Source organism: Desulfobacter sp., from assembly GCA_028768545.1.
In the GTDB taxonomy this organism is placed as follows: domain Bacteria; phylum Desulfobacterota; class Desulfobacteria; order Desulfobacterales; family Desulfobacteraceae; genus Desulfobacter.
The window spans coordinates 312,718-325,042 of the sequence record CP054838.1 but is presented as its reverse complement, the minus strand read 5'-3'; the positions used below and the strand labels follow the sequence as shown (position 1 = coordinate 325,042).

Below are 12,325 nucleotides of genomic sequence, written 5' to 3'. Positions count from 1 at the left end.
TGCCCAAAAGCCTGGTGTACCCATAATATGAGTTGGGGGGATGCATCAGGCTTTTTTATTGGGGTCTACGGGTTTAAGGTCCAGGGTGGTTTTAAGCCAGCCCCAAAACAGGTTGACCCCTTTGGCCTCCCGGTTGAATTCGGGCCTGGAAAAATAGTAATTTCCGGTCTGGATGGGCTCAAGCCCCAGCGGGGCGACCAGGCGGCCTGAATCCAGTTCTTCCTTGATCAGGAAAATATCTCCCAGGACAACGCCCAGGCCTGATGTGGCGGCCTGGAGTGCGGCATCATCTACCTCAAATACCTGACCATGCTCGAGAAAAAGGCCGTTAACCCCTTTCTGGTCTGCCCAGGTCTGCCATTCTTTCAGGTCCGGGCTGTTGTGGAGCAGGGTGCGATAGCAAAGGTCCTTGGGCTTTTTAATGGGGGGGGCTCCTTTGGCAAGGTCAGGAGAGCAGACCGGGACCAATTGTTCTTTAAGAATTTTTTTTCTGACCACTCCGGGGATCTCATTGCCCAGATGGGTGATGCCGGCGTCAAAATTTTCATGTTTAAAATCAGCATTAATTCCTGAAGTGGTCAGCCTCACCCGTATATCCGGGTAAAGGGCCTGGAAAATGTGGAGCCTTGGAATCAGCCAGCGGATGGCAAATGTGGGATGGACTTTAAGGTTGAGATCCTGGCTTTGGTTTTTGAGTTTTTCAACGGCCCTTGACATGATGGAGAACGCCTGGGTCAGGGGAGATAAAAGGAGCATGCCCTGGTCCGTGAGGGTCAGGTGCTTGTGCCGCCGATGGAATAAAATGACATCAAGCTGGGTTTCCAATTGTTTGACCTGGCGGCTGATGGCGCCCTGGGTAACGGATAATTCTTTGGCCGCCCGGGTAAAGCTTTCATGTCTGGCCGCCGCCTCAAATGCCCTTAGGGCATTTAATGAGGGAAGGGGGACTGTTTTTTTATTGTGCATGAGTTTTCTTCATCCATCCCATGTGTTAAAATCGTTTGACGACACCTATTAATATGGTTTTATTATAAAAGCAAGGGATGTCTCCACAGGATGCCCTAGAAAAGATCAGGCAAAAACAATTAAGCATAAGGATACAATATGAAAGCAAAAGAATTGATTGATCTTGAGGACAAGTTCGGGGCCAAAAATTATAAACCCCTGGACGTGGTCCTTTCCAAGGGAGAGGGCATCTGGGTATGGGATGTGGAAGGCAATAAATACATGGACTGCCTTTCTGCCTATTCCGCAGTCAACCAGGGACATTGCCATCCGAAAATCAGGCAGGCCCTGGTGGACCAGGCAGACAAACTCACCCTCACCTCCCGTGCCTTTCGCAACGACCAGCTGCCCCTGCTTTACGACGAGCTGTGCCAGCTTACCGATTCCCACAAGATGCTGCCCATGAATTCAGGGGCAGAGGCCGTTGAAACAGTGATCAAATGTGCCAGAAAATGGGGGTATGAATCCAAGGGCGTTCAAGAAGACCAGGCAGAGATTCTGGTGTGCAATGATAATTTTCACGGCAGGACCCTGTCCATCATCGGGTTTTCCACCGATGACAATGCCCGTCAAAATTTCGGGCCCTTTACCCCGGGATTTAAAACCATTCCCTTTGGGGATGAAAAAGCCCTGGAAGACGCCATCACCCCCAACACCGTAGCCTTTATGGTGGAACCCATCCAGGGAGAGGCAGGCGTCATCATCCCGCCCAAAGGATATCTCAAAGCGGTCCGCCGTATCTGCACTGAAAAAAATGTCCTCATGATCTTAGATGAGATTCAAACGGGCCTCGGCCGGACCGGTAAAATGCTGGCAGAAGAGCATGAGGGGATTCAGGCGGATCTTACCCTGATCGGAAAGGCCTTGTCAGGCGGGTTTTATCCCGTATCTGCCGTGCTTTCCAACGATGAGGTTCTCGGACTGCTTCAGCCGGGACAGCACGGGTCCACCTTCGGCGGCAACCCCCTGGCCTGTGCCGTGGCCCGGGCTGCCCTCAAGGTGATGGTGGATGAGAAAATGGTTGAAAACGCCCAGGAAATGGGCGCCTATTTTTTAGAACAGCTTGAGACCATGGAGCATTCGGCCATCAAAGAGATCAGAGGCATCGGGCTCATGATCGCCATTGAGCTTGAAGAGGGCACTCCCGGGGGGGCTCGGGCCATCTGCGAAAAACTGATGACCATGGGCATCCTCTGTAAAGAGACCCATACCTATACCATCCGGTTTGCCCCGCCTCTGGTCATTACAAAATCTGATATTGACTGGGCCGTGGATAAAATCAAAACCGCATTTGCCTGATGCTCTTTAATCAGCCACAGGGAAAAGGGGTGATTGTCTCCCCCCTTTTCCTTTTTTTTATCCATCCCCCGGATAGGCGGCTCAGCCCTTATGAAGGGATAATGCACAGGGTTACCGGTATTTTTCAGGTTGGCCTTAACAGAGCATATTGGCTAATTCCTGGATAATTACCTGGGCACCGCGAAAGCCCATAGGTTCTGTTGCAAAAAATATTTCCAGGACAAAGAGATCGTTCAGGCGTAAAATTTACGCAGCATAAGAAAACAGATTTTCGACGAATTCTTTCTGCTTTAAAATTTCTCCCTTCCTGATATTTTTAACTTGTCCTTTTCTGATCATGTTCATAATTTCATAGCCTTTTAGCGTCCGCCAGGCAGAATGAAATGTCTTGAACCCCATACCAGCTCTGACAAGCTTTTTGATAAACCGGTGGTCTTGCTCAATAATATTGTTCAGATATTTATTCTGTCTTAGGATACAGTCCTTATTCAGAAGCTTTTTTTCTTTCAAAGCCTTTACTGCCGGAGGATATGCAGGATTTCCGTCAACACTCAGAACCCGAGGTCTGGAGCTATTGGAAGCTCGCAGCATCTTTTTAAAAAATCGTTTGGCAGATTCCATATTACGTCTGCTGCGAAGAAGAAAATCGATGGTATTTCCACGGGAATCGACCGCTCGGTAAAGATACTTCATTTTCCCCCGCACCTTGATATATGTTTCATCAATACGGTAAGAATCATTTGATTGCCGCAGATACTTCCTGCTTCGCTTTTCCATTTCAGGAGCATAGCGCTGAACCCATCGGTAAATGGTACTGTGATCCACAGACAAGCCCCGTTCTTGCATCATCTCTTCCAGATTCCTGTAACTCAGTTGATATCTCAGATACCAGCGAACATTCAACAGGATGATTTCTTTTTCATAATGACGCCACTTGAAAGGGTTTTCATTTTTCATACTATCTCTCTGCAAACAAATTAGTGCCAAAACGGACTTGTATCAGACATTAATAATTTTTTGCAACAGAACCCGAAAAACTGGTGGAGTCCCAACAACGACGGGGGTCCCTGCGCCTGTGAATGGGTTGTGGACCGGGAATGCTGCGCAAAGGCCATGACCTGCCGGTGGCAGGGCGGCCAATGCGGATGCAGATAGGATAAATCTCCCATAAAAAATAAACGGCCGGGCCTGTCCCGGCCTTCTAAACAGCCCGGGAGGAAAAATGAACCGGCGATTGAAGATCTTAACCTGGACGGCTCTTACCTTGGGTTTCATACTTTTGGCACCTGCCCCCTGGGCAGCCGGATCCACTGACGATGAGGCGAAATCCCAATGGGCCAGGACTTGGGCTGTATGTCCCTGGCCATTCAAACCCAGGGGGTAAACCTAACTGCCCAATGCATGGTTCAGGACAATACCGTGCTTAAAAAATACGGATTTTCTTTCAAAGGCGGCCCCTACCGAATCAGCGCCACACGGATTAATACCGGCCGTTACCAGGTCCAGACCCAGGCCATGTCCAGGCCCAATGACAGGATGGAAAAACTAATCGCTCTGGACACAAAGGCAGATAAAATTTATCCGGTGAGAATCCCCAAAGTCCCCCGGGGAAAATACATGTGGAACAGCGCCATCCAATACGATATGGGAGATCAAATGGGAATTGTACCCCATTATCAATATGACCCGGCACCTGTGAGCTTTGTGAATGTGAGGGTCCAGGATCCAAACAAGCTGGCAGCCTTTGGCTTTCCCGGATACGAAAAAAACGACACCTCCTGCCAGCTTGTTTATAACGGCGGCGGCCAATGGGAATTTAACCCGGGCAATGGTCTGTTAATCTACAAAAACGGGCAATGGTCTGCCGGCAGTCCCCCCGGGTTCAACGCCCCCCTGAACAACGAATCAATACCCTCATCCCCAATAGCTGGGCCTCCAATTGCTCAAGACGGCCCTGAATCAACGGAATTGGCGCCCCCTTCAGCTGCGGAACCCTCCCCCATGCCCAACCCCTTGGATCCTGAAAAAAAAGCCCTGGCTGAAGATCCGCTGCTTTTATTTCCCAACTCTGATTTTGAAATGGGAGACCTGACCCATTGGACCCCTGAGGGCAATGCATTTGAATTTGCACCCACCCAGGGAGACAACCCCACCGCCCGGGGCCGGAAAACAATGCCCTCACACCACCAGAAAAAGTTTTGGATCGGCACCTTTGAAAAATACCAGGGCAATGAAAACCAGAGGCCTGGAAGCCGTCAAGGAGACCGCCCTGTGGGCACCCTGACCTCTGCCGACTTTACCATCAAAGGGGATCAAATTTCATTCCTCATCGGAGGAGGCCATGTACCGGACAAAGAGACAGTCTCTCTTGTGGTTGAAGGAAAAACGATTTTCTCTGCCACGGGGAAGAACAATGAGACCATGACCCGAAAAATCTGGGATGTCAGTGAATACAAGGGGAAAACAGCAAAAATTTGTATAAAGGATAACCATGCCGGCGGCTGGGGCCATATCAATGCAGATGATTTCAGATATACAAATATAAAAAAACAAACGCCCTAAGGCCTGCCCGTATCTGCCGAGGAGACAAGCCGTTTTAAACGACCCACATATCCCATGAAGCGCTCATCTTCCTGGAATCTTGGCCGGTCCAGGTTGATGTCCACAATCCGGGCAAAATCCCCGGGCCCCTGGTTCATGACCATGGTCCGGTCTGACAGGGCCACAGCCTCCCTGACATCGTGGGTCACAAAAACAATGGTATGGCCCAGGGTCTGCCAGAGGGCGAGCAGCAGATCCTGCATATTTTCCCGGGTCTGGGCATCAAGGGCGGCAAAGGGCTCATCCATGAGAAGAATCCTGGGGTTGAGCACCAGCACCCTGGCCAGGGCCACCCGCTGTTTCATACCCCCTGAAATTTCCTTGGGCAAATACTTTCTAAACGGGGAAAGACCGACCAGGCCTAAAAATTTGTCCACCTGTTTTTGCCGTTGGCCCCGGGTCTTTTTAACCAGGCCGAATCCAATATTTTCTTCAATGGTAAGCCAGGGAAACAGCGCATCTTCCTGGAAGACCACACAGCGTTCAGGCCCTGGTTTGGTAATGGGGGAACCCTGGAAAAGGACCTGGCCTGAATCCAAAGGGATAAATCCGGCCATGACCTTTAAAAGGGTGGATTTGCCGCAACCGCTCTGGCCGAGAATACAGACAAACTCCTTTTCCCTGGCCTCAAAGGAAAGATCCTTGAGCACCTCGACCCTTGACCCGTTCACCATGAATGACTTTGACAGCCGCCTGATGCCCAGCAAAGGGCCGGAATATTCAGGGCCTTGCATTTCAACGTCCTGGGCCAATCCATTTGATTTTTCTTTGTTCCCGTTCATGTCATCCTTGCCGCACTTTTAAAACAAAACTTCAGCCCCTTCTTGAGCAAAAGATCGCTGATCCTGCCCATGACAGCAATGATGATGATGCCCACCACGATCATGTCGATCCGTCCGAGCATCCTGGCATCCATGATCACGGCACCAAGGCCGTCAGGCACCCCGGACAATTCCCCCAGCACCAGGTAAGCCCAGGAAATACCCAGGCCCAGGCGCAGGCCGGTTACGAGCATGGGCATGGCCGCCGGGAGAAGAATGGCAAAGGTGCCTCTCACCCGGTCCACCCCCATCATGGCTCCGGCCTGGAGCAGTACCGGATTCACCTGGGCCGCCCCTGCGGCAGCGTTGAGATAAATGGGAAAAAACCCGGCCAGGGCCACCAGAAAAAGGGTTGTTTTTAATCCAATGCCGAACCAGATCATGGCCAGAGGCAGCCAGGTAATTCCGGGGACCGCCCTTAACCCGTTCACCCATGAACCTAAAAAATGCCTCACCCAGCCCACCCGTCCGGACAAAATTCCCAAAGGCAGGCCCAAGGCGGCAGCCAGGCCAAACCCAAGGGCCACCCGGGTGCAGCTGGCCAGAGCATCCATGAAAAACCGCCCGCTGTAGGGACCCTGGCCTGGAGGGCCGAAAATATAAATTCCGGCGGTCTCGGCCACCTCCCAGGGACGGGGAAGCAAATAGGCGGGTATCCAGGAAAAAAAGCCCGCCAAGAACCAGACTCCTAAAAGGCTGCCAGGCAGTATCCAGGGCAGAATACGCTTCATTGAGCCTGGCCTTTTTCTTCTCGGATCTGGTTCACAAAACTCAAATCAAAGAGCCGGCTGTAATCTGGCTGGTCTTTGATCAGTCCCAGGGCCTGCATCCGCTCGCCCAAGGCCCTGGTTTTCCGGATAAAATCCCTGTCCATATCCCAGGCAAGTTCCATATTGGGGGCGGCTTTTTCAAGAACCGTCATGGGCGTGCCGAAAGATTCAGCCTTTTCCAGCCAGATACCGGGATGTTGTTTCAAAAATTGTGTGGCCCTGGCATGGGCCCTGACCATCTTTAAGACAAGATCGGGACGGTTTTCAATGGTCTTTTGGCTGACCAGCATCCCTCCATTGATGCTGCCGATGGAGTCTCCGTAATAGGGGTAGGACAGAATCTGGCCATACCCTTTGACCAGGGCCAGGGTGGGAAAAGGCTCCCCCGAAACAAAGGCATCAATGCCTCCTCGGGCCAGGGCCAGGCCCATGTCAAAAAAATCCACCCGGGTCAGCCTTACATCCTTTTCCGGTAAAAGATTGTTCCGGACCAGACTCTCCCTGAGCAAGATCTCGTGCATGGTGCCGGGCACATACCCGATCTTTTTACCCCTTAAATCCGCCACCCGTTTGATCCCGGCGTTCTTGCGAACCACAAAGGCCGAGCATTTATTGCACAGGGCGGCCACAACCACCACAGGCTGGCCCAAGGCGGCTGAATGAATCGCATGGGCCAGGGTGGTGCCGCAAATATCCAGGTCCCCTGCCAGCAGTGCGGTTTTCTGGTCTGCCGGATTGGTAAAGGAAAACACCTTAACCCTGTTTGGGGCAAATTGGTGATAATAAAACGGCTGGATGGTCTGGGCCGTCTTCCAGGTCCCGACATTAAAGGCCAGGGCCAAAGAGGGTCCGGCCAGAGAAATTCCTGCCAGACATATCAACCCCTTTAACAGATATTTCATACCCCACATCCTTAATTTTTAGGCATCCTGTTCCAGGTTAAAAACAATTTGAAGGCAAATTTGGATCCCATCCGGTTTCCCAGAAGAATCTTTGGCATTCAGGAATGTCCAGGGCCCGGCCCTTTCCCGTATCTTCTTTGCAATCTCTGGGGCTGGATCCCTTTTCCGGAAAAAAGAGATTGGCACCGGCCGTCAGGGATGCGGTATGGGGTTCATGGGTACAATGGGCCCTGGGCACCCGGCCCATGACCAGACGGCTCACCGCCACAAGCCTTGCCATTTCAAACTCTGTGATCATCCCGAACTTTTCCATGGGACTGCCCGGAAAATTCACCCGCCGCATCACCCCGGAGTAGGTGGCCTCATACTCCCTTGCCAGAAACATGAGGTCCACAATCTCCTGAGCTTCGTGTTCAGGCCCCACAGGTTCAACGCAGTTCATCCATTTAAGGCCCACATCCTTGAATGTGGAAATGGTCTGAATCCGTTTTTCCCTTTTCAAAGGGGTATCTTTGCCCTCGCCCAAACGGACGGCATGATAGGCCCCGACAAACCCTGCCTCTAAAAGTTTTTCCCCCTCCTGACGGGAGATATCCCGGGTATTGGCCACCAAAGGGGTGGAGACTGTTTTTTTAAGCAATCGCCCCAAATCAAGAAGCTTTTTAAAAGAATAGGTCCCTGTGGTCATCAGATTCAGGGCATCTGCCCCTTTTGCTTCAGCCGTCCTTGCCCAGTCAAGAATCTGCTCTCTCTCAAATTCAACTTTTTGGGTGAATATGCCGGCCTCACGGGTCAGGGAACAAAACCGGCAGTTAAGGGGGCAGGGCTCAACGTTCACCCCGATGTGAAGATGATTTTCCCCCTTGCTGCCGAAGGTCTGACGGGAGAGCCGGTCTGCCGTTTCCATGAGGGCGTATGTTTCCTTTGAATGCAGATCCAGATGGATCAGTTCCAGGGCATCAGACCGGGTAATGCCGTCATCCATGGATTTATCCAGAATCTCTTCTATTTTTGACTCTATTTTCCAGCCCATAATAATCTATCCTTGACTTGAATTCACAACTTGAACGCTTGCACAGCAGGCTAAGGAATCAAACAGGTCCCAAAGAACTGAAACTTTTTTGTTCCCGGCCCATGGCTATGAAATTTCAATAAATTTTTTACCCGGCACATTGCATACAGGACAGGTATCAGGCACACCCGCATCCACGGTATGCCCGCAGACAGGACAGATGTGAATACCGGATTCATCAAGGTCTTTGCCTGCTTTTACCGCATCCAGGGCCTTAAGATAAAGTCCATGGTGGGTCTCTTCCACGGGCATGGCGTTTTTAAAGGAAACCACAGCCTTTTTATTGCCCTCTTCTTGGGCCGTGGCCAGAAATTTTGGATACATCTCCTTGAATTCATGGGCCTCGCCTTCAACCGCGGCTTCAAGATTTTCAAGGGTGGAATTAATCCCTCCCATGGCCCAAAGATGTGCGTGGGCATGAATGGTTTCAGCCTCGGCTGCGGCCCTGAACAATTTACCCACCTGGGCAAAGCCTTCTTTTTCAGCCTTGGCGGCAAAGGCAAGATATTTACGATTGGCCTGGCTTTCACCTGCAAATGCAGCGGCTAAATTTTCCATGGTTCCCATAATTTCTTATCTCCTTTTTACAATACAAAAAAATAATAGGTTATAGTTGAGTTAAAAAGAACTTGATTTTCCAAAGACACGACCAACTATACCAGGATTTTCAGGCTTTATGTCAAGAAAGATATTTGTTTGAGTGGAAAAACAGGCCCGGGTCTGGTATAGACCATTGAATCAATTTTCCCTGTAAAGATACCCATCCGTTTAAAAGGGCCAAGAAGATAATGATCTCCTCAGGACAGCACCAAAAAACATTTTTAGGATTACTCCTCACCCTGGCCCTGCCCATTTCATTGCAGAACCTTTTGACCTGTTCCATGAGCACCATTGATATTCTCATGATCGGCCAGCTCAATGAAACCGCCATTGCCGCCGTAGGCATTGCCAATCAATTTGTTTTCATGTTCATTGTGATCCAGTACGGAATCCATTCAGGGGTCTCCATTTTCACGGCCCAGTACTGGGGCAAAAAAGAGTTGAGCCGGATCAAGCAATTGTCCGGCATGGGCATTCTGGCCGGGGTGGCGGTCTCTTTGCTTTTCTCTGTGGGGGCCTTGTTTTTCCCTACTCAACTGATCTCTTTATTTTCCACAGACCCCCAAGTGGTTCTTCTGGGGGCAGGGTATCTGAAAATTGTCGGCATTGCCTTTGCCGTGTCCGCCACCATTTTTTCTCTCATGTCCAATCTGAGAAGTATGGGATTTGCAATGGTGCCCATAATCTCCTCCATGGTTGCGGTGATCCTGAATATTTTTCTGAACTATGCGCTCATCTTTGGTCATTTCGGGTTTCCCGCCCTTGGGGTCAAAGGGGCGGCCATTGCTACCTGCACGGCAAAAATCCTTGAAGGCCTGGTCATCATCACCATTGTTTACAAAAAAAAGTATCCTCTGGCCGCAGGATTCAAGGAGATGTTCAGTTTTGACATCCTCTTTTTAAGACGGGTATTGGCCACCTGCTGGCCCGTGTTTCTCAATGAATTGTTCTGGGTCACGGGTGTTTCCATGTACAAGCTGGTCTATGCCAGAATAGGTACGGAATCCATTGCGGCCGTGAATATCGTTTCCACCATTGAGGAATTCATGTTCATCCCCTTTTTCGGAATTTTCCACGGCGGATCCATCATGATCGGCAACAGCATTGGTGCCGGAAATAAAAAAACAGCCTATGCCTATGGGCAATTCCTCTTGATTGCCCAGCTGATCATGGCTCTGGGGGCAGGACTTTTAATGATTCTTTCCCGGGATTTTATCCTGGGATTCTATAAGATTTCCCCTGGCACCTATGAAAATGCCCATTATCTCATGCTGGTGTCAGGCCTCATTCTCTGGGCAAAAACCACCAATTTCACCAATGTGGTCTCTGTGCTCAGGGGCGGAGGAGATACCAGGTTCGGTTTTTTACTGGACCTCACAGGGGTCTGGTGCATTGGGGTTCCCATGGCCTTTTTTGCCGCGTTTTACCTGGACCTTCCCGTCTATTGGGTCATGGCCCTGATTGCCGCAGAAGAACTTTTCAAACTAATAATCGGCCTGCCCCGGTTTTTTTCAAAAAAATGGATCAGGAATTTGGTCAAGGCTTGATAGACCCGAGGAACAAGCTTTTCAAAAATTTCTTTGCTTGAAAAAAAAGGCCCAGACGTATAAATTAATATATAATCACCCCATTAAACCCACTTTTTGGGAAGCCTATGATAAGGGCTTTGGCACCTGACAAGGAGACTTTCCATGCTGCGCATCTTCAGTGAAGAGTTGATGGATCCTAAAAATTTTGTGGTCACCCTTGAGCTGGTGCCGGGACGGGAATCTTTTGGGCGAACCACAGACACCCTGGTGGGCATTGCAAAAGACGCCTTTGCCGACGGCAGGATTTCTGCCGTATCCATCACAGACAACCCCGGAGGCAACCCCTCCCTGTCTCCGGATGTTCTGGGATATGAAATTTTCAAATACGGCCTGGATGTGATCGTTCACTTTACCTGCCGGGATATGAACCGGGTGGGCATGGAAAGCCGGGCACTTCAACTGGCCCGCATGGGCATGAAAAGCATATTATGCCTGACAGGAGACTATAGCGGCAAAGGATTCGGCGGCAGGGGCGCACCCGTGTTTGACCTGGACTCCGTACTCTTGAGTGCCATGATCAAAAAATTGAGCGACCGGCTCCTGGCCCTGGGGGATCCTGAACCTTTTTTTGCCGGATGCGGGGTTTCCCCCTTTAAAACCCAGGAAGCCGAATGCCTGGCCCAATACAAAAAACTGAATAAAAAACTTCAAGCCGGCGCCACCTTTGTCATTACCCAGCTGGGCTATGATATCAACAAGTTCAACGAACTTATCCGGTTTCACAATGAAAACCACAGCCACATCCCCATGATGGCATCGGTTTACATGCTCAGCCCCAGGGCGGCCAAGGCCATGAACATGGGCCGGGTGCCCGGAGCCTATGTTTCAGATGCACTGTACAACCAGGTGGTATTGGAATGGAAAGACCCCAAAGAAGGCATCAAGGCCGGCATAGAACGGGCCGCAAGGCTGGGGGTGGTCCTCAAGGGATTTGGCTACCGGGGCATTCACATCGGCGGGGTCCACAAAGATTTTAATACCATTGGGGCCATCCTCAACCGGATGGAAGAGATCCAGGATGACTGGCCCAAATATCTCAGTGAATTTTCGGCAAAACAAAAAAATGCCCATTATTACTATGACAACACCACCTCCGCCAACGGCGCTCCCAGGAACAGCCCGGGCATCAAAGCCCGTGTTCTGGAACACCTTCCCTATCTATACTCAATACCGCCCACACCTTATTTTTTGATAAAAAAAATACCTTGGCGCCTGCCTATAGAAAACTGGCCCAATTTCTGGAGGATCAGGATAAAACCTGGATATTGAAATGCTGCCTTGAAAATCCTGTAAAGATGAGTCTTTTGTCCTGCCAGAGCTGCGGGGACTGCGCCATCCAGCATGCGGGATTTCTCTGCCCTGAATCCCAATGCCCCAAACATACCCGAAACGGCCCCTGCGGGGGCAGCAGGAATGGATTCTGCGAAGTCTATCCCGATAAAAAATGTATATGGATCAGGGCCTATGACCGTCTCAACCAGGCCGGCAGGCTGGAACAATTCATGGAAAAAAATGTCCCGCCCCGGAACTGGGAGCTAAACAAAACCAGCTCCTGGGTTAATTTTCACCTGGACCGGGACCATCAAAAATAAAAAAATCCAACCCGCATAATTCACGAATCGATTCGCCCGAAGGGTGACAATTTGTACTTTTGAAACGGTCAAAA

Annotated in this window: 12 protein-coding genes; 5 read left to right on the top strand and 7 right to left on the bottom strand. The window is 50.5% G+C overall.

Features of this window, described 5'->3' with window-relative positions; translation table 11 throughout:
- Nucleotides 1-45 precede the first annotated feature (45 nt).
- The gene (gene gcvA / locus HUN05_01480; GenBank protein WDP83995.1) at nucleotides 46-966 is read right to left on the bottom strand and encodes a transcriptional regulator GcvA; all 921 of its coding nucleotides are present in this window, start codon (nucleotides 964-966) and stop codon (nucleotides 46-48) included.
- 138 nt (nucleotides 967-1,104) lie between these two features.
- Here gcvA and HUN05_01475 point away from each other — a divergent pair, with 138 nt between their 5' ends.
- A complete protein-coding gene (locus tag HUN05_01475) occupies nucleotides 1,105-2,304 on the top strand; it encodes an ornithine--oxo-acid transaminase (protein WDP83994.1) in 1,200 nt (399 codons plus the stop codon).
- Nucleotides 2,305-2,550: 246 nt separating this feature from the next.
- Here the strand turns inward: HUN05_01475 and HUN05_01470 are convergent, their stop codons facing one another.
- On the bottom strand, nucleotides 2,551-3,261 hold the full coding sequence (locus HUN05_01470; protein WDP83993.1) for an IS6 family transposase: 711 nt from the start codon (nucleotides 3,259-3,261) through the stop codon (nucleotides 2,551-2,553).
- A 375-nt stretch (nucleotides 3,262-3,636) separates the two neighbouring features.
- On the opposite strand from HUN05_01470, the gene HUN05_01465 reads away from it, so the two are divergent.
- Nucleotides 3,637-4,866 (top strand): hypothetical protein, encoded by a 1,230-nt coding sequence (locus HUN05_01465; protein ID WDP83992.1) that lies wholly within the window; start codon nucleotides 3,637-3,639, stop codon nucleotides 4,864-4,866.
- On the opposite strand, the gene HUN05_01460 is transcribed toward HUN05_01465, so the two are convergent.
- The 5 genes from HUN05_01460 to HUN05_01440 form a co-directional block, all read right to left on the bottom strand.
- Nucleotides 4,863-5,639: an ABC transporter ATP-binding protein gene (locus HUN05_01460; protein ID WDP87875.1), complete on the bottom strand. Its 777-nt coding sequence runs from the start codon at nucleotides 5,637-5,639 to the stop codon at nucleotides 4,863-4,865. The genes HUN05_01465 and HUN05_01460 overlap by 4 nt on opposite strands.
- A gap of 44 nt (nucleotides 5,640-5,683) precedes the next feature.
- Nucleotides 5,684-6,457 (bottom strand): ABC transporter permease, encoded by a 774-nt coding sequence (locus HUN05_01455; GenBank protein WDP83991.1) that lies wholly within the window; start codon nucleotides 6,455-6,457, stop codon nucleotides 5,684-5,686.
- Nucleotides 6,454-7,398 (bottom strand): ABC transporter substrate-binding protein, encoded by a 945-nt coding sequence (locus tag HUN05_01450; GenBank protein ID WDP83990.1) that lies wholly within the window; start codon nucleotides 7,396-7,398, stop codon nucleotides 6,454-6,456. Before HUN05_01450 ends, HUN05_01455 begins: the two co-directional genes overlap by 4 nt.
- 37 nt (nucleotides 7,399-7,435) lie before the next feature.
- A complete protein-coding gene (locus HUN05_01445; GenBank protein WDP83989.1) occupies nucleotides 7,436-8,431 on the bottom strand; it encodes a radical SAM protein in 996 nt (331 codons plus the stop codon).
- 105 nt (nucleotides 8,432-8,536) lie between these two features.
- On the bottom strand, nucleotides 8,537-9,037 hold the full coding sequence (locus HUN05_01440) for a rubrerythrin family protein (GenBank protein WDP83988.1): 501 nt from the start codon (nucleotides 9,035-9,037) through the stop codon (nucleotides 8,537-8,539).
- Between the two features lie 221 nt (nucleotides 9,038-9,258).
- On the opposite strand from HUN05_01440, the gene HUN05_01435 reads away from it, so the two are divergent.
- The 3 genes from HUN05_01435 (at nucleotide 9,259) to HUN05_01425 (ending at nucleotide 12,251) form a co-directional block, all read left to right on the top strand.
- A complete protein-coding gene (locus tag HUN05_01435; protein ID WDP83987.1) occupies nucleotides 9,259-10,617 on the top strand; it encodes an MATE family efflux transporter in 1,359 nt (452 codons plus the stop codon).
- Between the two features lie 144 nt (nucleotides 10,618-10,761).
- On the top strand, nucleotides 10,762-11,928 hold the full coding sequence (locus tag HUN05_01430) for a methylenetetrahydrofolate reductase (GenBank protein WDP83986.1): 1,167 nt from the start codon (nucleotides 10,762-10,764) through the stop codon (nucleotides 11,926-11,928).
- Between the two features lie 26 nt (nucleotides 11,929-11,954).
- Nucleotides 11,955-12,251, top strand: coding sequence for a methylenetetrahydrofolate reductase C-terminal domain-containing protein (locus HUN05_01425; protein WDP87874.1), 297 nt, complete (start codon nucleotides 11,955-11,957; stop codon nucleotides 12,249-12,251).
- The last annotated feature ends 74 nt before the right edge of the window (nucleotides 12,252-12,325 follow it).